Annotated in this window: 22 protein-coding genes and 1 pseudogene; 18 read left to right on the top strand and 5 right to left on the bottom strand. The window is 67.2% G+C overall.

Annotated features, from left to right (window positions below; translation table 11 throughout):
* Positions 1-25: 25 nt before the first annotated feature.
* The 3 genes from IR187_RS14530 to nhaA form a co-directional block, all read right to left on the bottom strand.
* Positions 26-790 carry a tryptophan 2,3-dioxygenase family protein gene (locus tag IR187_RS14530; protein WP_194955301.1) on the bottom strand — a complete coding sequence of 255 codons (765 nt, stop codon included), beginning with the start codon at positions 788-790 and terminating at the stop codon, positions 26-28.
* 244 nt (positions 791-1,034) lie between these two features.
* Positions 1,035-2,387 (bottom strand): hypothetical protein, encoded by a 1,353-nt coding sequence (locus IR187_RS14525; RefSeq protein ID WP_194955300.1) that lies wholly within the window; start codon positions 2,385-2,387, stop codon positions 1,035-1,037.
* Positions 2,387-3,673, bottom strand: a complete 1,287-nt coding sequence (gene nhaA, locus IR187_RS14520; RefSeq protein ID WP_194955299.1) for a Na+/H+ antiporter NhaA — start codon at positions 3,671-3,673, stop codon at positions 2,387-2,389. The genes IR187_RS14525 and nhaA overlap by 1 nt, the downstream gene beginning before the upstream one ends.
* Positions 3,674-3,808: 135 nt before the next feature.
* Here nhaA and IR187_RS14515 point away from each other — a divergent pair, with 135 nt between their 5' ends.
* From IR187_RS14515 to IR187_RS14495, 5 genes are all read left to right on the top strand, one after another.
* Positions 3,809-5,242, top strand: coding sequence for a glycosyl transferase family protein (locus IR187_RS14515; protein WP_194955298.1), 1,434 nt, complete (start codon positions 3,809-3,811; stop codon positions 5,240-5,242).
* Entirely contained in the window at positions 5,239-6,387 is a 1,149-nt protein-coding gene (locus IR187_RS14510; RefSeq protein WP_194955297.1) for a hypothetical protein, read from the top strand. Before IR187_RS14515 ends, IR187_RS14510 begins: the two co-directional genes overlap by 4 nt.
* Before the next feature lie 104 nt (positions 6,388-6,491).
* A complete protein-coding gene (locus tag IR187_RS14505) occupies positions 6,492-7,400 on the top strand; it encodes a sulfite exporter TauE/SafE family protein (protein ID WP_194955296.1) in 909 nt (302 codons plus the stop codon).
* Positions 7,397-8,170, top strand: coding sequence for a TIGR02186 family protein (locus IR187_RS14500; RefSeq protein ID WP_194955295.1), 774 nt, complete (start codon positions 7,397-7,399; stop codon positions 8,168-8,170). Before IR187_RS14505 ends, IR187_RS14500 begins: the two co-directional genes overlap by 4 nt.
* Before the next feature lie 194 nt (positions 8,171-8,364).
* Entirely contained in the window at positions 8,365-9,954 is a 1,590-nt protein-coding gene (locus tag IR187_RS14495; protein ID WP_228765966.1) for an ATP-binding protein, read from the top strand.
* A gap of 279 nt (positions 9,955-10,233) precedes the next feature.
* Here the strand turns inward: IR187_RS14495 and IR187_RS14490 are convergent, their stop codons facing one another.
* Together IR187_RS14490 and IR187_RS14485 are read right to left on the bottom strand one after the other, a co-directional pair.
* Positions 10,234-10,620 carry a VOC family protein gene (locus IR187_RS14490; protein ID WP_194955293.1) on the bottom strand — a complete coding sequence of 129 codons (387 nt, stop codon included), beginning with the start codon at positions 10,618-10,620 and terminating at the stop codon, positions 10,234-10,236.
* Between the two features lie 43 nt (positions 10,621-10,663).
* The gene (locus IR187_RS14485; protein WP_194955292.1) at positions 10,664-11,794 is read right to left on the bottom strand and encodes a cell wall hydrolase; all 1,131 of its coding nucleotides are present in this window, start codon (positions 11,792-11,794) and stop codon (positions 10,664-10,666) included.
* 238 nt (positions 11,795-12,032) lie between these two features.
* On the opposite strand from IR187_RS14485, the gene IR187_RS14480 reads away from it, so the two are divergent.
* The 13 genes and pseudogenes from IR187_RS14480 (at position 12,033) to IR187_RS14420 (ending at position 23,465) form a co-directional block, all read left to right on the top strand.
* Positions 12,033-12,476 (top strand): hypothetical protein, encoded by a 444-nt coding sequence (locus tag IR187_RS14480; protein WP_194955291.1) that lies wholly within the window; start codon positions 12,033-12,035, stop codon positions 12,474-12,476.
* A 161-nt stretch (positions 12,477-12,637) separates the two neighbouring features.
* Positions 12,638-13,183 carry a ribosome maturation protein RimP gene (gene rimP, locus IR187_RS14475; protein ID WP_194955290.1) on the top strand — a complete coding sequence of 182 codons (546 nt, stop codon included), beginning with the start codon at positions 12,638-12,640 and terminating at the stop codon, positions 13,181-13,183.
* On the top strand, positions 13,183-14,793 hold the full coding sequence (gene nusA / locus IR187_RS14470) for a transcription termination factor NusA (protein ID WP_194955289.1): 1,611 nt from the start codon (positions 13,183-13,185) through the stop codon (positions 14,791-14,793). Before rimP ends, nusA begins: the two co-directional genes overlap by 1 nt.
* Positions 14,774-15,544, top strand: a complete 771-nt coding sequence (locus tag IR187_RS14465; RefSeq protein WP_194955288.1) for a DUF448 domain-containing protein — start codon at positions 14,774-14,776, stop codon at positions 15,542-15,544. The genes nusA and IR187_RS14465 overlap by 20 nt, the downstream gene beginning before the upstream one ends.
* 17 nt (positions 15,545-15,561) lie before the next feature.
* Positions 15,562-18,090 (top strand): translation initiation factor IF-2, encoded by a 2,529-nt coding sequence (gene infB, locus IR187_RS14460; protein WP_194955287.1) that lies wholly within the window; start codon positions 15,562-15,564, stop codon positions 18,088-18,090.
* A 36-nt stretch (positions 18,091-18,126) separates the two neighbouring features.
* Positions 18,127-18,684, top strand: a complete 558-nt coding sequence (locus IR187_RS14455) for a DUF1697 domain-containing protein (RefSeq protein ID WP_194955286.1) — start codon at positions 18,127-18,129, stop codon at positions 18,682-18,684.
* Positions 18,681-19,079: a 30S ribosome-binding factor RbfA gene (gene rbfA / locus IR187_RS14450; protein ID WP_194955285.1), complete on the top strand. Its 399-nt coding sequence runs from the start codon at positions 18,681-18,683 to the stop codon at positions 19,077-19,079. Before IR187_RS14455 ends, rbfA begins: the two co-directional genes overlap by 4 nt.
* A gap of 64 nt (positions 19,080-19,143) precedes the next feature.
* Positions 19,144-19,740, top strand: a complete 597-nt coding sequence (locus IR187_RS14445; protein ID WP_324187701.1) for a hypothetical protein — start codon at positions 19,144-19,146, stop codon at positions 19,738-19,740.
* Positions 19,737-21,047 (top strand): DNA-packaging protein, encoded by a 1,311-nt coding sequence (locus IR187_RS14440; protein WP_194955284.1) that lies wholly within the window; start codon positions 19,737-19,739, stop codon positions 21,045-21,047. The genes IR187_RS14445 and IR187_RS14440 overlap by 4 nt, the downstream gene beginning before the upstream one ends.
* A 30-nt stretch (positions 21,048-21,077) precedes the next feature.
* Positions 21,078-21,290 (top strand): hypothetical protein, encoded by a 213-nt coding sequence (locus IR187_RS14435; protein ID WP_194955283.1) that lies wholly within the window; start codon positions 21,078-21,080, stop codon positions 21,288-21,290.
* Positions 21,291-21,405: 115 nt separating this feature from the next.
* A pseudogene (locus IR187_RS14430) lies at positions 21,406-22,523 on the top strand (phage portal protein).
* Between the two features lie 169 nt (positions 22,524-22,692).
* Positions 22,693-23,019 carry a DUF6127 family protein gene (locus IR187_RS14425; RefSeq protein WP_194955282.1) on the top strand — a complete coding sequence of 109 codons (327 nt, stop codon included), beginning with the start codon at positions 22,693-22,695 and terminating at the stop codon, positions 23,017-23,019.
* Positions 23,016-23,465, top strand: coding sequence for an HK97 family phage prohead protease (locus tag IR187_RS14420; protein WP_194955281.1), 450 nt, complete (start codon positions 23,016-23,018; stop codon positions 23,463-23,465). Before IR187_RS14425 ends, IR187_RS14420 begins: the two co-directional genes overlap by 4 nt.
* The last annotated feature ends 155 nt before the right edge of the window (positions 23,466-23,620 follow it).

Here is a 23,620-nt window from a genome sequence, read left to right as displayed (position 1 = left end):
GGGTCGTCCTTCACCTTAGCCCAGCTTAAACCCCGCTGCCGTGGCCCGCATCGCCGTGCCGGATGCTGTCGCGTTTCACGCCATATTCGGCGCCCCAGCGGTCGGTCATCTGGGCGCGGATCGCCCAGAGTTCGGGGAAGAAACGGTGCCGCGCGCCGGCGTCGAGCAGGTCGACGGCGCGGCCGCTGATCGCTTTCGATCCCATACCGATCGAGCGGTGGACGAGGTAGATGTGGTGGGCGCGGAATTTCTGGAACAGCTCGTCGAATTCGATCAGTGCCTCGGCGACGACATAGGCTTCGTCATGGGCGTAGCCGGTGTCGTAAATGTCGGTGAGCGTCCGCCCCTGCGGCTCCAGATAGAGGCTGCGATAGGTGTCCCATAGCCCCGTGGGCAGCGTCAGCAGCATCTGGAACCCCGGGCTTTCCTGTCCCGAACCATTGCCGAGCTGGAGCCGGATTGCCTGATAATCATAGGGGCTCATCGTTTCGATCAGCGCCAGTTGCTCGGTCATCATCCTGAGCAGCATGTGGACGCGCCCGAACAGGGTGATCGCGCGCATGATCTGGCCATCGCGCAAATGCTGGTCGATTTCGGCGAGGGTGAAGGCGGCAAGCTTCATCCACAATTCCTCGACCTGATGGACGATCTGGAATTGCAGCTCGTCGGGGGTGACGAGGTCGGCGAGCGGTTTCTGGCAATCGAGCAGGCGGTCGACCGCGAGGTAAACGCCATAGTCCTTGAGGACGGGGGCTTCGAGGCGGGTGTGAATGTCGGTTTTGTCTAGCATGGGAGTGTCCCTTGGGCATTGCTTAGCCCCTCCCCTTCAGGGGGGGTGGGGTGGGGACCATCGGCCTTGCGCAAGGCCGATGGTCCCCACCCCGCTGCGACTAGGCAGCAAGCTGCCAAGTCTCGCTGCCCCTCCCCCGAAGGGGAGGGGCTTTGGTCTGTCGCTCAACCCCGCGGATACACCCCCGCCGGAGGCCGCCGCGGCGATCCCGACTGGCCGAGCCAGAGCAGGGGCGCGGTGCGCTTCATCGGGCCAGCAGGTCCGACGGCAGCGTCGGTTCGCTGACCAGCTTCGCCATCCGGCGCCACATCTCGTCGCGGCTCGGCCGACCGCGCTCGACATGCGCGCGAACCATCGCCTCGCCGAGGCCGTAGTTGATCACATAGCTGCGATATTGGTCGGTGAAGCTGACCGATTGTTCGGCGCGCTTTTCCGACACCAGCAGATATTTCTGGGTCAGCGCCACCGCGGTCTTCCGGTCGATGACGCCGTCGAGATATCGCTGCGCGATGGTCAGCCGCGCGCCGCCGAGCGCCTTCGTCGCGGCGAGCAGCTGCCAGTAGCGGTCGTCCGATGGCACGGCAATTTCGGCGAGCGGCATCAGCACGTCGCGCTCGGTTTCGGCCTTGCTGGCGCCGGGAAAGGCGAGGTCGATACCGTAATTGGCGGTGCCCTCGGCGATCAGGCTTTGCGGGCTGTAGAGCGGATAGACGCTGAACTCGGTCCAGCCGCGCTCATTCACCAGCTTTTCCTCGAGCTTCATGTTGAGCAGATGGTGGCCGGGATAGCCCTCGTGACAGCCCAGGTCGATCGCGCGCGACAGGCGGATCGGCAGGTCGGTGTTGACCTGGATCAGGCTGTGATAGGCGCCCTGATAATAATTATAGCCACTCCAGCTTTTGCCGGTGACAAACTCGAGCCGGAAGCTTTCGCCCGCGGGCATCGGAATATGCGCGAGGCTGCGGCCGCGGCAGCGCGCGATGGCGACATCGAACACCTTTTGCAGCCGGTCCTTGGGAATGGTGAAGCGGTCGAGATAGGCTTCGACCCGTTCTGCCAGCGGACCGTCGCCGGGGACGAGTGCCTCGACCGCGGCGAGATGCCGGTCGTAGTCGGCAAGAGGCTTCAATTGCGGGCGAACGCCGAACAGCCGCTCGGCCTCGTCGGCGAAGGCAAAGCGGGTGCCCTGCATCATCATCAGGCGCGTTTCGGCGGCGCGCAGCTGGGCGCGCAGGAAGGCGGCACGGCGGCGGTCGAGCGGGTCGGACAGACGGCGCGCAATAGTGGCGAGCCGCGTAGCCAGTTCGCGCGTCGCGGCGAGCAGCGCGGCCTTGTCGCGCGGGGCCGCCTCGGCCGCGGCCTTCAGCTCGGGCGGGCCGTAATAGGCGTCGATATAGCCGTCCTCGTGGGTCCCGATTTCGAGCGTCGTGCGCAGATAATCGGCGGCGATCGCGTCAAGCGCGCGCGCCGATGCCGGGGTCCGGCGAACCTCGACCGCCGCAACCTCGGCTGCGGGTGCCGGGCGGGCCGCCTGTTCCGCCGCGCATCCGGCAAGGGTTGCGGCGGCGGCGAGAGTCAGCGCAATCGATCGCTGCATCACGCCGGCGCCTTGTCCACATCCTCCGACGTGTCCTCGACATCGCCGTCCGTGGCGATTTCCACCGCCGCCTCGCGCTCGACGGCGAAATGTTCATGGTGCAACGGAGCGAAGCGGAGGATCGCATAGCCGACCAGCGCCGAGGCAAGCGAGCCCATGAGTACGCCGATCTTGGCTTCCTCGATCAGCAGGGCGTTGCCCGGGAAGGCGAGACCGCCGATGAACAGGCTCATCGTGAAGCCGATGCCGCACAGCATCCCGACGCCATAGATCTGGAGCCAGGTCGCGCCGCGCAGCTTGCCTGCAATGCCGAATTTAACCGCCAGCCAGACGCTCGCGAAGATGCCGAACTGCTTGCCGAAGAACAGGCCTGCCGCAATGCCGAGCGGCAGCGGCGCAAAAATCTGTTCGGCGGTCAGGCCGCCGATGTCGACCCCCGCGTTGGCAAAGCCGAACAGCGGCACGATGGCAAAGGCGACCCAGGGGTGCAGGCCATGTTCGAGCCGGTGAAGCGGCGACGTCTGGCTGTCGGGTGCACCCGGTGTCCGCTCGAACGGGATCGCCATCGCCGCGAGCACGCCGGCGATTGTTGCGTGGACGCCCGACAGCAGCATCGCATACCAGAGGAACAGAAAGGCGAGCAGATAGAGCGGCAGGCTTTTCACACCCTGCCGGTTCATGACGAACATCATGGCGAGGATCGCGGCGGCGGCCGCGAGCGCGATCATGTTGATCTCTGCCGTGTAGAACAGCGCGATGATCGCAACCGCGCCCATGTCGTCGACGATCGCGACGGTGACGAGGAACAGTTTGAGCGAGGTCGGCGCGCGCTTGCCGAGCAGCGCAAGGATGCCCATCGCAAAGGCGATGTCGGTGGCGGCCGGAATCGCCCAGCCCTGCGCGAGGCCGGGAGTCGATCCGGCAAACAGCAAATAGAGCGCGGCGGGAACGACCATTCCGGCCGCCGCAGCGATGAAGGGCAGGCGCCGCCGGTCCCAACTGGCGAGCCGCCCGTCGACGAATTCGCGCTTGATTTCGAGCCCGACGAGCAGGAAGAAAATCGCCATCAACCCGTCGTTGATCCACAGATGGACGGTCATCGGGCCGAGCTTGTCGGTAAGCACCGGGCCGGTCACGGCATGGATGGCATGGTAATAGGTTTCGCCCAGCGCCGAGTTGGCGATAATCATCGCCATTATGGCCGCGAAAATCAGCAGCATACCCCCGGCGCTTTCGCTCGCAAGAAACGCGCGTAACGCCGAACGCGGTGGATTTCTGCCAGTCATTGGTCGATCTGTCCCTTTTTGTTTTGCGGTTGGCCGGTGTCCTAGCCCCAACTCATCGCCTTTACAATTTCGCTTGGGGATTTAGCAGTTTTGCGGGGGCGGTGACGTGACGTCACGGTATCACGGGGCTGGTGGGTGGAGCTATCGACCGCATGGCTGGAATGGCTGGTGCAGGGGGCCGGCTATGAACTGATGCTGTTCGCATCGGTCGGCATATTGCTGATCGGCCTCGACGATCTGTTTTTCGACGCGCTGTGGCTGGGAACGCGCGGCGGTGCTCCGGACGCAATGCGCGGGACAGGTCTGCTGCCGGGTCGCTTTGCGGTCTTTCTGCCCGCGTGGGACGAGCATCAAATCCTGTCGGCCACGCTGCGCCGCGCGCTGGCGGCGTGGGAGGGCGAAGATATACGCATCTATATCGGCTGCTATCCCAACGATGCGGCGACCTTGTTCGCGATTTCGCCGCTGGTCGCGCGCGACCGCCGGCTGCGGCTGGTGGTGAGCGAGCGCGATGGCCCGACGACGAAGGGCGACAATCTGAACGGTCTGTGGGCGGCGATGGGCGAGGACGAACGCGCCGAGGGTTTCCGTTTTGCCGCCATCGTGCTGCACGATGCCGAGGATCATGTACATCCACGCGAGATCGCTCTGTATCGACGCCACTTGGCGGACTGCGCGATGGTCCAGATTCCGGTCGTTCCCATCATCGCGCCCGGCGCGCGCTGGATCGGCGGTCATTATGGCGACGAATTCGCCGAAGCGCATGGCAAGGAAATGGTGGTGCGATCGCGGCTCGGGATGCCGCTGCCATCGGCGGGGGTCGGATGTGCGATGACGCGGCACACGCTGGCGCTGCTGGCAATCGATCGCGGTGGCGAGCCGTTTCGCTGCAACAGCCTGACCGAAGATTATGAGATCGGGATGTTGATCGGCGCCTATGGGTTGCGGGCGCGTTTTGTCGATTGCGTCGGGCCAGAGGGTAGTCGCATCGTGTCGCGTGGCGCCTTTCCGGGCCGTGCCGACGCGGCGGTGCGGCAAAAGGCACGCTGGATCGCGGGGATTGCGCTGGCGGGATGGGACCATCTGGGCTGGCCGGGGTCGCGGCTGCGCGCAGGCGACGTGGAGCCCGGGCGCTTGTGGATGGCGCGCTGGATGCTGTGGCGCGACCGCCGTGCGCCATTGGCGGCGCTGGTTCTGCTCGCCGCCTATGCAGGGCTGCTGCTGACCGTGTTTGGCTGGGCCGGACAGGCGCTGCTCGGCTGGTCGGCGATCGATGTCGGCGAAGGGACCGCGATGTTGCTGGCCCTGAATGCCATGTTGCTGATGTGGCGACTCGCGATGCGCAGCCTGTTTGCTGCGCGCTGCTATGGCTGGCGCGAGGGCGTTCGGGCAGTGCCGCGCGCCTTTGTCGCCAATGTCATGGCCATCCTTGCGGCACGGCGCGCAATGACGATCTATTGGCGGATGCTGCGGTCGGGCGAAGTGGTCTGGGACAAGACCGAGCATCGCGAATGCGAAACGGCCAGCGATGGCGCGGATGCCGTCGCCGTCGTGACCGTCGCGCGATGATGCTGCGCGGCACAGCGATGGCGCGCGAGGCGCGGCCGTTGCGCTTTCTGTTGTTGTGTGTCGGCGGATGGACAGTGCTCCGCGTTGCGGCGCACTGGAGTCCGCAAGTCCCGGCGCCCGCGGTTCCGGCGCCACCCCTGCGGCTGGCGCCGCCGCCAACGGTCCCTGTCGTGGCGTGGAGCAGCGACCCTGCCGCACCCACGCACGGGCGCGAGGGTGCGACGGGTCAGGCGTGGATGACGGGCCGCAGCGCGGCGATGGCGGCGCGGGACGGGGTTGCCCGTACCACCGGCCTGTCGGTCGAGCGTCCGGTCGGCGATTCGGGCGGGGCCGACCGCCATGGCCTGCGCGCGGCGCTGATTGCGCGGCTGTTTCCCGAGCGACCGGGCGGCGCGATACAGTCGGCGATGCGCAACAGCCGCGCCGACTGGTATCCGGTCGCTGCCGCGCAGCAGGCGCCGCCGGGCCAAGGCAAGCCGTTCTGGATGCGTCGGCAGATGGCGGGCTGGTCGCTCGGCGGCTGGCTGTACCTGCGCGACGGCGGGCGGGCGGCTCCCGACGGGATCGCAGCGGCGGGCCAGCTCGGCGGCAGCCAGGCGGGGCTTCGTCTCGCCTATGGACTGGGCGACAGCGGCCGGACACGCGTGTATGGCCGCGCCACGCTGGCCGTGCAGCGGATCCAGCAGCGCGAAGTCGCGTTCGGTCTGGCCATTGCGCCGGTTGCGCGCTGGCCGGTGGACCTGGCGGTCGAGCAACGGCTGGCGGCGGGGCGCGACGGACGAACCGCGCTCGCCGCCATGGTGACAGGCGGGGTCGGCGATGTTACATTACCCCATGATTTTCGTCTCGAGGCCTATGCGCAGGCGGGCATCGTCGGTGCGCGGCGGCGCGACGGCTTCGCCGACGGCGCGGTGGTTGTCGACCGCCGGGTCGGGCCCGACGAGGCGACGCCGGTGCGGTTCGGTGCGCTGGCAGCAGGGGCGGTCCAGCCCGGCGCGGCGCGGCTGGACGTCGGGCCGCGGGTGACGGTGCGCCTGCCGCAAGTCGGCGAGGGCAGCCGGATCGCCCTCGACTGGCGACAACGCGTCGCGGGCGACGCGCAGCCCGAAAGCGGGCTGGCGCTGACGCTGGCGACCGACTTCTAAACCGCGGCAAAATATAGCGCGGAGGCGATTCCCCGCCCCGAAAAAATCGTCTACGGTTTTGGCAATCGGCGCTGTTCCGGCGCCGTTGAAGTCTGTTCGGGGCCATGGACCTTTATCTTCCCGTCGCCAATCTGTCGGTCAATGCGCTGGTCATCGTGCTGCTGGGCGGCGGGGTGGGTTTCCTGTCGGGCATGTTCGGGGTGGGCGGCGGCTTTCTGACCACCCCGTTGCTGATCTTTTACGGTATTCCGCCGACCGTGGCGGCGGCATCGGCGGCGACGCAGGTTACCGGTGCCAGCGTCTCCGGGGTGCTTGCACATCTCGAACGCGACGGCGTCGATTTGCGGATGGGCGCGGTGCTGGTGGCGGGGGGGCTGGTCGGATCACTGATCGGCGCCGCGCTGTTCGAGCTGTTCACCGCCTGGGGACAGATCGATACGGTGATTTCCATTCTTTATGTGGTGCTGCTCGGCACCGTCGGCACTTTTATGGGTCGCGAGGCATGGCTCAGCTATCGCGCCGTACAGGCGGGACTGCCACCACCGGCGCGCAAGCGGCGCCACCATCCGATGGTCGCCAACCTGCCGATGCGCTGGCGCTTCTATCGCTCGGGCCTGTATATCTCGCCGCTCGCGCCGCTGTTGCTCGGCGCCGCCGTCGGGGTGCTGACGATGCTGCTTGGCGTCGGCGGCGGGTTCATCATGGTCCCCGCAATGCTGTATCTGCTGGGGATGGGGACGCAGGTCGTCGTCGGCACCTCGCTGTTCCAGATCCTGTTCGTGACCATCGCGACGACGATGGTTCACGCCATGACAACCGGCGCGGTCGATATCGTATTGGCGGTGCTGCTGTTGCTGGGCAGCGTCACCGGTGCACAGTTCGGCGCGCGTTTTGCGCAGCGGGCGCGGCCCGAATATCTGCGGCTGGTGCTCGCCGCGATCGTCCTGCTGGTCGCGTTGCAGATGGCGGTCGGCCTGTTCATCCGGCCCGGCGAAATCTATTCGGTGCAATGAGGTGCGCGGCCGCCTTGCTGTTGTGGCTCGCCGCACTGGCGCCGCTGACCGCCGCGGCGCAAAGCGACGACCCGCGACTGGTCCCCGATGTATCAAGCCGCGCGATCGACATCCAGTACAGCTTCACCGGCGAGGAATTGCTGCTGTTCGGCGCAATCCTGTATCCCGGGCAGCGGCTGCCCGACGATCGTGCCGACATTGTCGTCGTGTTGAAAGGGCCGGTGCGTCCCATCGTGCTGCGCGAAAAGCGGCGGGTGGCGGGCATCTGGGTCAATGCGAGCAGCATCCGGCTGCGCACCTCGCCGGGTTTTTACGCGATCGGGTCGTCGCGGCCGATCGACAAGCTGGTCGACGAACGCACCGCGGCGATCTTTGAGCTTGGCCTCGCCAATCTGTCGATGTCGCCGAGCGAATTTTCCGAGGCCAGCAAGCTCGAACGCTTCGAGGCGGGGCTGACCGACCTGTATCGGCGACTGGGGCTGTTCTATGAAAATCCGGCGGCGGTCGAGATCACCGAAGGGGTGCTGTATCGCGCCCGCATCCCCGTTCCAGCGCGGGTACCGGTCGGGACCTATCGCGCCGAAACCTTTCTGATCAGCCGCGGCCGCGTGCTCGCGGTCGCTTCGCGCGATGTCCAGATCCGCAAGGCCGGATTCGAGCGGTTCGTCGCGCTGGCGGCGGAGCGGCACGGGTTTCTCTATGGGCTGACCGCGGTGATCCTGTCCTTGCTGCTGGGCTATGCCGCGGCCGCGATCTTCCGCCGTCGTTGAGCCGCCTTTAACCTATATTTACTCTCGCCTGCGATAAGCGCCGCCGGGACCATGACAGGCGGGGCAAATTGATGGATATGCAAGGGGGCGGGTTTCCCGCCGGAGATTCGACCGCGGCACAGCATGTCCGGCTCGCGGGCGGCGGCGCTGCTGCGACGGTCGCGCCGGTTGCCGGCCATCGTCGCGACGATCTGATGATCGGCGAGGTGATCGATATTTCCGGCTCGGCGTCGCGCATCCTGCTCGACGCGGCGATCATCGGCAAATTGTCGGGATCGACCGATGCCGCGCTGGCAATGGCGGGGCAGGTCGGCGCGCAGGTCAAGGTGCGGGTCGGCACTGTCTGGCTGATCGCCAGCATTCGCGACCAGCAGCTGCACGAACGCGGCGAAGGGCTGATCGTCGCGACGATCGACTTTCTGGGCGAAGGCGAAGAAGAAAAGATCACCGGCCGCATTTCGAATTTCCGCCGCGGCGTCACCCGCTATCCGATCCCGGGCAGCCAGGTGTTTGCAGCGACGAGCAACGACCTCAAACAGATTTACGCCGCCGACGAGCGCGCGCATGTCGAAATCGGCACCGTCTATCCGACCAAGGATATTCGCGGCTCGCTCTATGTCGACGCGATGCTGGGCAAGCATTTTGCGCTGCTCGGATCGACCGGGACCGGTAAATCGACCAGCGCCGCGCTGATCCTGCACAAGATCTGCGAACTCGCGCCGCAGGGCCACATCGTGATGATCGATCCGCACGGCGAATATTCGGCGGCGTTCAAGGGCACCGGCGCGCTGTTCGACGTCGACAACCTCGCCATGCCCTATTGGCTGATGAATTTCGAGGAACATTGCGAGGTTTTCGTGACCGCCGAGGGCCGCGACCGTCAGGCCGACTGCGACGTGCTGTCGCGCTGTCTGCTCCAGGCGCGGACCAAGAACCGGCTGGCCGAGGGCATGACCAAGATCACGGTCGATTCGCCGATCCCCTATCTGCTTTCCGACCTGCTCAGCATCCTGACCAACGAAATGGGGAAGCTCGACAAGGCCACCTCGTCGGCGCCGTTCATGCGGATCAAGGGCAAGATCGAGGAAATGCGCGCCGACCCGCGCTATAATTTCATGTTCTCGGGGATGCTGGTCGCCGACACGATGGCGAGCTTTCTCGGCAAGATTTTCCGCCTGCCGTCGGACGGCCGGCCGATCTCGATCATCGACGTGTCGGGTGTCCCGTCGGACATCACCGGCGTCGTCGTCGCGGTGTTGTCGCGTCTGACCTTCGACTATGCGATCTGGTCGCGCGGCGAGCCGCAGCGCCCGATCCTGCTCGTTTGCGAGGAAGCGCATCGCTACATTCCGTCGAAGGACGTCGGCAGCGGGCAGGCGGTGCGCAAGATACTGGAACGGATCGCGAAAGAAGGCCGCAAATATGGCGTGTCGCTGGGCCTGATCACCCAGCGCCCGTCCGACCTGGCCGAAGGCGTGCTGTCGCAATGCGGCACGATCATCTCGATGCGCCTCAACAACGAGCGCGACCAGCATTTCGTCAAGGCGGCGATGCCCGAAGGCGCGCGCGGGTTCATCGATTCGATCCCGGCGCTGCGCAACCGCGAGTGCATCGTGTGCGGCGAGGGCGTGTCGATTCCGATCCGCGTCTATCTCGACACGCTGGAAGAGGAAAAGCGCCCCGCGTCGAGCGATCCGCTGTTCTCCAAGCTGTGGCGCGAGACGGGCGGCGAGGCGGAAATCCTTGAGCGCGTGGTCAAACGCTGGCGCAGCCAGGGACGGTAAAGCGCGTCGGCTTCGGCGCCGGCCGATCCGTCAAGGCTTGCGGTTGTTACCTTTTGCATAGCGCCCGCTTCGGGGTGGGGAGTTGACGTTAAATCCTCCCCACTTGTGGGGAGGTGGCAGCGCGAAGCGCTGACGGAGGGGGGTGGCGTCCTTCGGCGGCGCGTCAGGCCGATAACCCCCTCCACCACCGCCTGCGGCGGTGGTCCCCCTCCCCGCAAGCGGGGAGGATCTTATGGCCGCTACCGGTCGAAACCTGCCGCGCCCCGTCGCCCTTGCAAATCAGGTCTGCGGCGGTTCCCACAATTCGATCGGATTGCCCTCAGGATCGTGGACGCGCGCGAAGCGGCCGACGGCCGGGTCGTCCCATTCGGGCTTGGTGATGATTTCCTCGCCGGCTTCGCGGAATGGCGCGAGAACCGCGTCGAGGTCGTCGACGCGCAGGTTCAGCATATGTTGCCTGTCGGCAGCAAAATAATCGGTGTCGGCCTTGAACGCGCTGAACACCAGCGGGCCGGCGGTGACGTTCCACACCCATTCGTTGACCGGTCCGGTGTCGTCGGCGTTGCAGCCGGCGCCGATGCCCAGCCGTTCCTTGTACCAGGCGTTGAGCGCATCGGGATCGCGCGCCCGAAAAAACAACCCGCCGATACCTTTGACATGTCCCATCGCAGCCTCCCCGTCGTCCGGATGGCAGCCTAGACCTTTCCGGTCAGCGTTTCCACTCGCCGCTGCTGCGAAATTCCTCGCGGATCTGGCCCGACTGGTTGAGCCGCGGGTCGGCATAGGTCGGTGCGGCGACCGCAGCCGCTGCGGGCGCGGCAACCGGCGGATCCGACGTCATGGCGCCGGGCAGCGGGGCCGGCGCGACGTCGGGCAGGGTGGCTGCCGGACCGGTCAGCAGCGGCGCCGGTCCCGCGCCGGGGGGCAATCCCTGACCCTTCAGGATCGCGAGCTGCTGCGCCAGCGGCAGATAGGGACCCGGCACGGGCTCGCGGCCGGGATAGGGCGCGCGGAACGCGTCGGGCATGCCCCAGCGGCCACGCCAGCGGTGGAAGATATGCGCGCCGACGATATTGGTCATGACCAGGCTTTTACCCCAGCGCGGCCAGATCGCGGTGGTGTGGTAATGGGTGGCAAGCCCGACGCCCGGAAAGACATAACCGCCAAGCGCCGCAGAGGCGACCCGGCTGGCGCGCAGCCAGTTGCCCTTGCTCGGGTTGCGCGCCATCGCGCCGTCGCAGCTGAAGGTGAACTGGCACACGCCCGCCCGCTCCGACCCCTGGAACACGACGCCGCAAACCGTGTTGGGAAAGCTGGGGTGGCGGACGCGGTTGAGCACGGTTTGCGCGACGCCGCGCATGCCGTCGTCGGTTTCGGATGCCGCTTCGTAATAGATGGCGGCGGTCAGGCAATAATGGGCACGCTCGCGGTCGAGCGCGGTGATGCCGCGAAAGGCATAAGAGGCGGCTGGCGGGCCGACCAGCGCCTGGCCGCGCAATTGGGCCGGATCGACGGGGGGCAGCGCCGCCGCATCCCCGTATCCGATGCTCGCCGGATCGGGCAGCGTCGGGTCGATCTTGAGCGCGTCCTGATAGTCTTCTGCATTCATGATCGCCCAGCGCGCCGGATCATAGGCGCGAAAGTCGAGCGGGACAGTGACGCTGTACGGGCCGAACATCGCAGGCGGGCGCAACTGCCCGCTTGCCAGCAGCATCGCGAGACAGGCGACGATGACCGCTGCCGCCATCGCGGCCCAGAACCCGCGACCCGGCCCCGCCGGCCTTTCGGGCGGCGGATCGCGCCACGTCGAGCGGGCGGTCAGGGACAGTTCGGGCTTCATGCGTGTGTCTTATTCCATCGGCGCCCCCCGCAATGATTCGCAGGGACGGGCGCCGATCGCCTTATACGCGCAAACGCCAACAAAATGTTGCAGCATCGGTTGCCTGTTCCGCAGCGGGACGTAAGGCGCCGCGGTTGTTAGCATTGTGTTGAGCGCTCTGCGGTAGACCGCCGCAATGGCCGACCCCCCATTTCCATCCTATTGGCGCAGCGCGCGGAGTGATTTTCGACTGTGGCTTTTGTTGGCCGTCGGAGCGCTGTTTTTCTGTGCCGGTTCGACGATCGACCCGGCGGACAATTGCAGCGCCGACGGCCGCGAATGCGCGCCCTGGCTGGTGCCGCTGGCGCAGGGAATGGGCGCCCTGTTCGCGCTCGGCGCCGGGTTGGCGCTGCTCGCGAACCCCAATCGCGGCAGCCGGATCGATCCGTCGACCGGCGAGCTGATCTGGTGGCAGGGCCGGATCGGTGCGAGCGGCGGCGACGAGGGGCGCATTCACCCCTCACGCATCGGCCGCGTTCGGATCGTCCGCCAGGACGACAGCGCCGACGAGATTCACCTGTACGACCTTGCGGGCGACCGGCTGTTCTGGTTCGATGCCGAGGTCGTTCCCTGGCCGCCCGACCGCTGGGCGGCGCAGCTGACGGCGCGCTGGCCGCACATCGAGGTCGAACATATCGGATAATCGCGGCGCAGTTCGTCGTGCCCATTTTCCCTTGCCGACTCACGCTGTGCTGCCTATATGCGGCCTACTTCTTGACATGGTCAGCCAGTTGGGACGTCGGGGCCGCGGGCCGCGGCGGCGATACCCACATGCTTTCCGGTCACCCGATTTGAAAGAATAACTTGGTCGATCTGGACGCCCTGAACGCGATCATCGCGCCTGAAGCCGAGGCGATGGGCCTCGCGCTGGTGCGCGTCGCCTTTTTCGGGGGCGAGAGCGACCCGACGTTGCAGGTGATGGCCGAACGGCCCGAGACGCGCCAGCTGACGATCGAGGATTGCGCCGACCTGTCGCGCCGCATCTCGGACCGGCTCGACGCGCTGGAGGAAGCGGGCAAGGACCCGATCGAGCAAGCGTACCGGCTCGAGGTGTCGTCGCCGGGCATTGACCGGCCGCTGACGCGCCGCGCCGACTTCGCCGACTGGGCGGGCCATGAGGCGAAGATCGCGCTGAAAGAGAAGCGCGACGGACGCCAGCGCTTCAACGGCGAGCTGGTCGGGATCGACGGCGATACCGTCATGATTTTGGACAAGGAAGGGGTGCAGCATCCGTTGCCGTTCGACGCGATCGACACGGCGAAGCTGGTGCTGACCGACAAATTGATTGCCGCAACCGTTCCGCTCTCGGTCGAGGGTGCGGACGAACTGGAAGAAGAAGGACAGGACTGATGGCCACTGCCATTTCCGCCAACAAGGCCGAGCTGCTCGCGATTGCCAACAGCGTCGCCAGCGAGAAGATGATCGACAAGGGCATCGTCATCGAGGCGATCGAGGAAGCGATCCAGCGTGCCGCGCGCGCCCGTTACGGCGCCGAGAATGACATTCGCGCCAAGCTGGACCCGCAGACCGGCGACCTGCGCCTGTGGCGCGTCGTCGAGGTTGTCGAGGCGGTCGAGGATTATTTCAAGCAGGTCGATCTGGCCGCGGGCCAGAAGTTGCAGAAGGACGCCCAGCTCGGCGACTTCATCGTCGACCCGCTGCCCGCGGTCGACCTGGGCCGCATCGACGCGCAGTCGGCGAAGCAGGTCATTTTCCAGAAGGTCCGCGAAGCCGACCGCGCGCGCCAATATGAAGAATTCAAGGATCGCGCCGGCGAGCTGATCACGGGCGTCGTGAAGTCGGTCGAATTCGGCCATATCGTCGTCAACCTGGGCCGCGCCGAGGGCGTCATCCGCCGCGACCAGCAGATCCCGCGCGAATTGATGCGCGTCGGCGACCGCGTCCGCGCGCTCATCCTGTCGGTGCGCAGCGAAACGCGCGGGCCGCAGATTTTCCTTTCGCGCGCGCACCCCGACTTCATGAAGAAGCTGTTCGCGCAGGAAGTCCCCGAAATTTACGACGGGATCATCGAGATCAAGGCCGCCGCCCGCGACCCGGGTTCGCGCGCCAAGATCGGCGTCATCAGCTATGACGGCAGCATCGACCCCGTCGGCGCCTGCGTCGGCATGAAGGGCAGCCGCGTTCAGGCGGTCGTCCAGGAAATGCAGGGCGAAAAGATCGACATCATCCCCTGGTCCGAAGACACCGCGACCTTCGTCGTCAACGCGCTTCAGCCGGCGACGGTCCAGCGCGTCGTCATCGACGAAGATGACAGCCGCATCGAAGTCGTTGTCCCCGACGACCAGCTGAGCCTCGCCATCGGTCGCCGCGGCCAGAATGTCCGTCTGGCCAGCCAGCTGACCGGCAGCCAGATCGACATCATGACCGAGGCCGACGCGAGCGAAAAGCGCCAGCGCGAATTCGTCGAGCGTTCGACGATGTTCCAGGAAGAGCTGGACGTCGACGAAACGCTGGCGCAGCTGCTGGTCGCCGAAGGTTTCAGCGAGCTGGAAGAAGTCGCCTATGTCGGCATCGACGAACTGGCGAGCATCGAAGGGTTCGACGACGAACTGGCGCAGGAACTGCAGAGCCGCGCGCTCGAAGGGCTGGAGCGCCGCGAGGAAGCCTCGCGCGCCGAACGCCGCGAGCTGGGCGTCGAGGATGATCTGGCCGACATCCCGCACCTGACTGAAGCGATGCTGGTCGTGCTGGGCAAGGCGGGGATCAAGACGCTCGACGACCTCGCCGACCTCGCCACCGACGAGCTGATCGCCAAGAAGCGCACCGACAACCGCCGCGGCCCGGCGCGCAGCGAGCGCGCCGAGGACAAGGGCGGCGTGCTGGGCGAATTCGGCCTGAGCGAAGAACAGGGCAACGAGATCATCATGGCGGCGCGCGCGCACTGGTTCGACGACGAACCGGCAACCGGGGAGGCCGCTGATGCGGACCCCGCACAATGATCAGCTGAGCGAACCAGACCGCGCTGGTCGGCGCGGCCAGCATGCGCCCGAGCGGCGCTGCGTCATCACCGGCGAGGTTTCGCCGGCCGAAAGGCTTGTGCGTCTGGCGCTCAGCCCCGACGGCGATATTGCGCCTGACGTCCATGGCAAGGCGCCGGGGCGCGGGGCGTGGATCGGCGTGACGCGCGCCGCGCTGGAAGCGGCGCAGGCGAAGGGCAAGCTGAAGGGCGGGCTGGTGCGGGCGTTGCAGGACAGCCATTTTACCATCCCAGACGATCTGGGCGCGCGGATCGAAGCGCAGCTCGCGCGCGCGACGCTCGACCGGTTGGGGCTGGAGGCGCGCGCGGGCACCTTGCTGAGCGGCAACGAGAAGATCGAGACCGCGGCGCGCAAGGGACAGGTGCGTATGCTGCTCCATGCCCGCGATGCCGGTGAGGACGGGCGCAAGAAACTGGCGCAGGCCTGGCGCGTCGGCGAGGACGCCGAAGGGTCGGGTCGCGAGGGACTGGTCTTGCCGGTGGACCGCGGCACCCTATCTATGGCATTGGGGCGCGAAAATGCGGTGCATCTGGCGTTGACCGACGCCCGCGCCGCCGACCGGGTGCTGGCGCACTTGAGCCGCTGGCAGTTTTTCACAGGATGGAGTAGGGACGCGGCCAACCGCGATTCCGACCTGCACGCCCCGCCGCTTGCTGGCGAGGACAAAATTGGGGCGGCGCCGACAGGCTCCGCCGCTTCGGACGCGTTTTGAAGGAATGATGAGTTTCGATGAGTGACGAACAGGACAAACCGACGCTGACCCGCAAGCCTTTGGGGCTGAAGCGGACGGTCGAGGCCGGACAGGTGCAGCAGCAATTCAGCCACGGTCGCCGCAATACGGTGGTGGTCGAGGTGAAGCGCCGCCGCGTGCTCGGTCGGCCGGGCGAAGCCGTGCCTGCACCCGAAGCCGAAGAGGTCAAGGCCGCGCCTGCACCGGCGCCGGCACCCGTCCCGGCCGCCAAACCCGCCGCGCCGCGCGCGAGCGAGAATGACAGCCTGATGACGCGGCAGGAACGCCAGGCGCAGCTGCTGCGCGAAGCCGAGGAAGCGCGTATGGCCGCGCTCGAGGAAACGCGCCGCCGTGAGGAAATGGCGCGCGCCCGCGCCGCCGAGGAAGAAAAGGCCCGCGCCGAGGCGCGCCAGGCCGAGCCCGTTGCCGCGCCCGCCGCCGCCCCGACCCCCGCCGAGGACGCGCCCGCAGTGGACGCGCCGCCCGCGAAGGCCGACGAGGGCGAGGCCGTCCCCGCGCGCAGCGCCGCGACCGCCGCCCCCGCACCGCGTCGCTTTACCCCGGTCGAGGCACCGAAGCGCCCCGAACCCAAGCGCCCCGAACCGAAGGCGAACCGCGGCGGCGACAACCGCCGCCAGTCGGGCAAGCTGACCGTCACGCGCGCGCTGAACGAGGACGAGGGCGCGCGCGCGCGCAGCCTGGCGGCGCTGAAGCGCGCGCGCGAAAAGGAGAAGCGTTCGCACATGGTGTCGAGCGGCCCGCGCGAGAAGCAGGTCCGCGAGGTCGTCGTGCCCGACACGATCACGGTGCAGGAACTGGCCAACCGCATGGCCGAAAAGGGCGCCGATCTGGTCAAGGCGCTGTTCAAGATGGGGATGCCGGTCACGGTCAACCAGACGATCGACCAGGACACCGCCGAATTGCTCGTCACCGAGTTCGGGCACGAGATCAAGCGCGTCAGCGAAGCCGACATCGACATCCGCCACGACGAGGATGTCGACGACGCCGCGCAGCTGAAATCGCGCGCGCCGGTGGTTACGATCATGGGCCATGTCGACCACGGCAAGACCAGCCTGCTCGACGCGCTGCGCGGCGCGAATGTGCAGGCGGGCGAGGCCGGTGGCATCACCCAGCATATCGGCGCCTATCAGGTGAAGACGCCGGACGGGTCGCTCGTCACCTTCCTCGACACGCCGGGCCACGAAGCCTTCACCGACATGCGCCAGCGCGGCGCCAATGTTACCGACATCGTCATTCTGGTGGTCGCGGCCGACGACGGGCTGAAACCGCAGTCGATCGAGGCGATCAACCATGCCAAGGCGGCCGGGGTGCCGATCATCGTCGCGATCAACAAGGTCGACAAGGACGGTGCCAACCCGCAGCGGGTGCGCGAGCGCCTGCTCGAGCACGAGCTGGTGGTCGAGGAAATGGGCGGCGACGTCCAGAATGTCGAGGTATCGGCGCTGAAGAAGACCGGGCTCGACAAGCTGCTCGACGCGATCGCGTTGCAGGCCGAGATCATGGAGCTGAAGGCCAACCCCGACCGCAATGCCGAAGGCACGGTGATCGAGGCGAAGCTGGACAAGGGCCGCGGCCCGGTCGCGACGATCCTGGTTCGTCGCGGGACGCTCAAGGTTGGCGACATCTTTGTCTGCGGCGCCGAAAGCGGCCGCGTCCGTGCGCTGGTCGACGACCATGGCAAGCAGATCAAGGAAGCGACGCCGTCGATGCCGGTCGAGGTGCTCGGCCTGGGCGGGGTGCCGATGGCGGGCGATACGCTGACCGTCGTCGAGAATGAGGCGCGCGCCCGCGAGGTCGCCGCCTATCGTCAGAGCGAAGCGATCAAGAAGCGGACGGTGCAGGCGCCGGTCAGCCTCGAGGGCATGTTCGAGGCGCTCGCCGACAAGGCGAAGGTCATCGAATATCCGGTGGTCATCAAGGGCGATGTCCAGGGTTCGGTCGAAGCGATCGTGAATGCGCTCAACAGGATATCGACCGACGAGATCCGCGTCCGCGTGCTCCAGTCGGGCGCCGGCGCGATCACCGAAAGCGACGTGACCTTGGCTGCCGCCACCGGCGCGCCGATCATCGGCTTCAACGTCCGCCCGAACGCCAAGGCGCGCGAGATCGCGAAGCGCGAAAAAGTGCGCTTCATGTATCATGACGTGATCTATCACCTGACCGACGAAATCCGGAAGGAAATGGCGGGCGAGCTGGGTCCGGAGCGGATCGAAAATGTCGTCGGCCGCGCCGAGGTCAAGGACGTCTTCCCGGCAGGCAAGCGCGACAAGGCCGCGGGTCTGCTGGTGCTGGAAGGTTCGATCCGCAAGGGGCTGCACGCGCGGCTTACCCGCGACGATGTCATCGTTTCGGCAACGACGATCGCGTCGCTGCGCCGGTTCAAGGACGATGTCGCCGAAGTGCGCGCCGGCCTGGAGTGCGGCGTCGTGCTGGCCGACACCAACGACATCAAGCCGGGCGACAATCTGGAGGTGTTCGAGGTCGAGCTGCGCGAGCGGACGCTGTAACCGGCGTCCGTCCGGCGCCGGTCGGGAGGCACGATCATGCCGCGCTATGTCGCGCTGTTCGGCAGCATCAACGTCGGCGGCAACCGGTTGACGATGGCCGACCTGCGTGCGGCGTTCGAGGCCGAGGGCTTTGCCGACGTCGAGACCGTGGTGGCCAGCGGCAATGTCATCTTTTCCCACCCCGCGCGGCCGACGCGCGGGCTGGAGGAGAAGCTGACGCTGATGGTCGCCGACCGGTTCGACATGGATTGCGCGGCGCTGGTGCGCAGCCGCGACGAACTGGCCGCGGCGATCGCCGACAATCCGTTTGCGGGAACCAATGAGGACAAGTTCGTCCATACGATGTTCCTGGATGGCCAGCCGACGCAGGCGCAGTTCGACGCCCTGGCCGCCGACAAGTGGATCCGGCCGAACGAACGGATCGCGCCGGGTGACCGCGCGCTGTATATCGATTATGGCGATGGTGTCGGCGACAGCAAATTGACCGCGCGGATGATCGAACGGCGGCTGGAGCATAAGGGCACCGCGCGCAACATGCGCTCGATCGCGCGGATCGTCGCGAAGCTGGACGAATTGGAGAAGGGTGCGGCATGAAGGCGGCAGAAACCAAGGGGCCATCGGTTCGCGTGCTGCGCGTCGGCGAGCAGGTGCGCCACATCCTGTCGGAGATTATCGCGCGCGGCGATGTCCATGACGATGTGCTGACGAAGCAACCGGTGAGCATCACCGAAGTGCGCATGTCGCCCGACCTTCGCCACGCGACGGTGTTCGTCAAATCGCTGTTGGGCAAGGACGAGGAGGCGGTGCTGAAAGCGCTGCGCACCAACACCGCCTGGCTGCAAAAGAGCGTCGCGGAGCGGATGGCGATGAAATATGCCGCGAAGCTGAAATTCCTCGCCGACGAGAGTTTCGACGAGGCGAGCCACATCGAAAAATTGCTGCGCGATCCGAAGGTTGCGCGCGATCTGGCGGGTGGCGAGGGCGAATAAAGCGCTACGCGTTATCGCGCCGGATAACCATATAGGTTATTTTACTTGACATCGTCACGCTGATGTGGCACAGGTGGCACATCATGAAGAATTGCGATTCGGGCCGGTGGCCTTCCGTCTGGCGGGAGGCTGTTCCGGCCCGACTGGCGTTTGGGGAGAGCGGGCGGTGGCATTGATCGGCAAGGCGGTGGAGACAGGCAAGGCGGCGATCCGGGATACGCGCAGCGTGCGCCCGGGGGCGGCGCAGATGACGCAGTTTCTGGAAGCGCTGGCGGAGTCGTCGAATGTCGCGGCGTCGGCGCGCGCGGCGGGGGTAACGGGCAACGCGATGTATCGCGAGCGGCGGCGCAATGAAGGGTTTGCGGCGCGGTGGCACGAGGCGCTGTGCGAGGGGTTTGCGCGGCTGGAGGCCGAGTTGCTGTCCGAGGCGCTGGTGGCGCCGAGCGGCAATGTGAAGGATGCGACGCTGAAATCGCGGGCGCAGAAATATCGGCTGGGGCTGGCGTTGCTGGCGGCGCATCGCGCGGCGGTGCGCGGGGCGAAGCTGCCGGGTGGCGGTACGGGGACGCAGGGGAGTGCGAAAGAGCGGCTGCGCGCGAAGCTGGATGCCATTCGCGCGAACGCCGCTGCCGCGCGTGGCGAGCCGGGCGACGATTTTTGAGGGGGTTGGCCGATGTCCACGCGCTGTCGGACAAGGAATATGAGGCCTGGTTCAAACGGCTTCGCGACGACCGATACGAAAGGCTGCTGACTGATTGGGCATGGTGGCGGCGCGCCGATCAGTGCCCGCCCGCGGGCGACTGGCATGTGTGGCTGCTGCTGGCGGGGCGCGGTTTCGGCAAGACGCGGACCGGCGCCGAATGGGTGCGCGGCTTTGCGGAAGCGACGCCGGGGACGCGGATCGCGCTGGTCGCGGCGTCATTGCACGAGGCGCGGCAGGTGATGGTCGAGGGCGAGAGCGGCTTGCTGGCGATCGCGCCCGAGGCGCGGCGGCCCGATTATGAGAGCAGTCTGCGGCGGCTGACCTGGCCGAATGGCGCGGTCGCGACGCTCTATTCGGCGGCCGAGCCCGACAGCCTGCGCGGCCCAGAACATCAAGCGGCATGGTGCGACGAAATCGCCAAATGGCCGCAGGGCGAGGCGGCGTGGGACAATCTGATGCTGACGATGCGGATAGGCGCGCAGCCGCAGGTGGTGGCGACGACGACGCCGCGCGGGGTTCCGCTGGTGCGGCGGTTGATGAAGGAAAAGGGGGTCGCGGTGACGCGCGGGACGACGGCGAGCAACCGGCTGAACCTGTCGCCGCGCTGGCAGGCGACGATGGCGGCGATTTACGGCGGGACGCGGCTGGGGCGGCAGGAACTGGACGGCGAGTTGCTCGAGGATGTCGAGGGGGCGCTGTGGACGCGGGAATTGATCGAGCGGTGCCGGGTCGATGCGGACCGTGTTGGCAAGCTGGCGCGGGTGGTGATCGGGGTCGATCCGCCGGCGAGCGCACGCGGCGATGCGTGCGGGATCGTGGTGGCGGCGTTGCTGCGCGACGGACGGCTGGCAGTGGTCGAGGATGCGAGCGTCAAGCGCGCCGCGCCGGGGGTGTGGGCGCAGGCGGTCGCCGCCGCGGCGGCGCGCTGGAGCGCCGAGCGGGTGGTGGCGGAGAGCAATATGGGCGGCGAGATGGTCGCCGAAACGCTGGCGCAGGCGGATAGCACGCTGCCGGTGCGCGCGGTGCATGCGAGCGTCGGCAAGGCAAGGCGGGCGGAACCGGTGGCGCTGGCGTATGAGCGCGGGCGGGTGGTCCATGCGGGGGCGTTTGTGGAGCTGGAGGACCAGCTGTGCGGGTTGCAGATCGGCGGCGGCTATGCGGGGCCGGGGCGGTCGCCCGATCGGGCGGATGCTTGCGTTTGGGCGCTGGCGGCGTTGCTGGAGGGGGTGCGGGTGGGCAGAGTTGTGGGGGTTAGGCGGGTTTGAAAAGCCAGTTCGTGATGTTAGGAACCGGGCATGGACAAGCTCAAGATCGCACTGATCGTGCTGGCATTTCTGATGCTCGGACCGCTGGTCTTTTTGGCGAGCTACAGCCTCCAGACGGGCTGCTTGTTTTGCCTGGCTGGCGACCTTGCCGGAGGATGGCAAGAGCGGGGACTTAATCTGGCTATTTTGTTGCTCATAATCCTTGCGTCGGTTTGGGGCATCAACGCCGCGAAGCGTAGATGAGCTGCTAACCGTAGTTCAGCGGGGGACCCCCTCACCCGGCTTCGCCTAGCGAGCATGCTCGCAAGGCTTCGCAACCCTCTCCCTCAAGGCAGCGGGGAGTATGCAGGAGAACATCATGAACTGGTTTGGCCGGAAGGCTGCGCAGGGGGCTGCGCGGCCTGCTTTGTCGCGGGTGTATGGGCCTTATGGGGTGATGGGGTCGGCGCCCGCGCCCTTGTCGTTCGAGGCGCAGGTGCGCGCGGGGTATCTGGGCAATGCGATTGTCCAGCGCAGTGTGCGGTGGGTGGCCGAAGCGGCGGGGATGGCGCCGCTGGTGGCGAGCGATCCGGGGTTGGCGGCGCTGGTCGCGGCGACCTCGGGCGGGCAGGGGCTGGTCGAGACATTGGCGTCGCAGCTGCTGCTGCACGGCAATGGCTATGTGCAGATTTTGACCGACGGGGCGGGGGCGCCGGCCGAGCTGTTTGCGCTGCGGCCCGAGCGGGTGACGGTCGAGGCCGATGCGCGCGGGTGGCCCGTGGCGTATCGCTACAAGGCGGGCGGGTCGGCGGTGGTGCTGCCCGCCGAGGATGGCGCGGGGCGGACTGCGGTGGTGCATGTGAAGGCGCTGCATCCGCTCGATGATCATTATGGCGCGGGGTGCCTGGGCGCGGCGGCGGGCGCGATTGCGGCGCATAATGCCGCGGCGAAGTGGAACGCGGCGCTGCTGGACAATGCGGCGCGGCCGTCGGGGGCGCTGGTGCATGATCCGGGCGACAAGGGGATGCCGCTGTCGGCGGAGCAGGTCGAGCGGCTGCGCGAGGAGCTGGCGGAGAGTTTTGCGGGCGGGGCGAATGCGGGGCGGCCGTTGCTGCTGGAGGGTGGCCTGAAGTGGCAGGCGCTGTCGCTGTCGCCCGCCGAGATGGATTTCCTGGCGCTGAAGGATTCGAGCGCGCGCGAGATTGCCATGGCGTTCGGGGTGCCGCCGATGCTGCTCGGGCTGCCGGGGGATGCGACCTATGCCAATTATCGCGAGGCGAACCGGGGCTGTGGCGGCTGACGGTGTTGCCGCTGGTGGGGAAGATTTTGGGCGGCATCGCGCAGGGGCTGCGCGGATGGTTCGAGGGGGCCGAGCTGCGGGTCGATTTGGACAAGGTTCCGGCGCTGGCCGAGGACCGGATGGCGCTGTGGCACGAGGTGTCGGCAGCGGACTGGCTGAGCGCGGACGAGAAGAAGGCGTTGTTGGGGGTGGGGTGAAAAGGATTCGCGCAGAGGCGCAGAGATCGCAGAGATTGCGGCGCTCTAACCTTGAAGATGCGCACGCCCGAACGGATGGGGAATAGAGGCGGCTTTGCCGCCCTTTTTCGTTTCTTTGCGCTCTCTGCGCCTCTGCGCGCATTTTTCCGGGCTTTAGGGAGTGTTCGCTATGGATGAGGATGAAGCGCTGGCGCGGTTGATCGCGCTGGCGGGGACGGGCGCGGCCGGAGCTTCCGGTGCGCTCGATGCCGCGCTGCTGCGGGCGGTGGTCGAGGAGGCGAGCGAGCTGGGGGCGCGGCGGGCGCTGGCGCGGCTGGGGCTGGCCGATGAAGCGGCGCGCGAGGATGTCGGCGATCTGCGCCAGCTGCTGCGCGCGTGGCGCGATGCCAAGACGAGCGCGTGGAAGGCGGTGGTCGACTGGGCGGTGCGCGGGATGCTGGCGTTGCTGGTCGTCGCGCTGGCGATGAGGCTGGGTTTCGACGGGCTGCTCAAATGAGGGGGGCTTATGCCGCGGCCCATCCCCCGACCCCCTTCCGCAAGCGACAGGGGGAGATTCGTTTCGCGGGTTACGCCGCCGTGTTCGATCGGGTCGATCGTGGGGGTGATGTCGTGCGGGCGGGGGCTTTTGCGGTGAGTTTGCGCGAGCGCCGCGCGGTGCCCTTGCTGTGGCAGCATCGGCCGGGGGCGGTGGTTGGTGTGATCGAGACATTGGCCGAGGACGCGCGCGGGCTGCGCGTTGTCGCGCGGGTGACGCATCCGACCGCGGCGGGGCTGGTGGCGCGCGGGGCGCTGACGGGGTTGAGCTTTGGATATCGGGTGAGGGCGGCGCGCGGCGGCAATCCGCGTGAGCTGCTGGGGCTGGATTTGGGCGAGGTGAGTTTGGTGGCGATGCCGATGCAGCCGCTGGCGCGGGTGATTGCGGTGGAAGCGTACAGGTCGTGATTTGGTGATCCTCCCCATCGACTTGCGATGGGGAGGTGGCAGCGGCGCAAGCCGCTGACGGAGGGGTAATGGCGCGAGGTTGTCGCCCCTCCACCACGCCCTTCGGGCGCGGTCCCCCTCCCCATCGCAAGTCGATGGGGAGGATTTTTTTGGTT

Origin of the sequence: Sphingopyxis solisilvae, from assembly GCF_015475875.1 — a bacterium.
Lineage (GTDB): Bacteria > Pseudomonadota > Alphaproteobacteria > Sphingomonadales > Sphingomonadaceae > Sphingopyxis > Sphingopyxis solisilvae.
The sequence above is the reverse complement of the archived record's forward strand: the minus strand, read 5'-3'. Positions and strand labels throughout refer to the sequence as shown.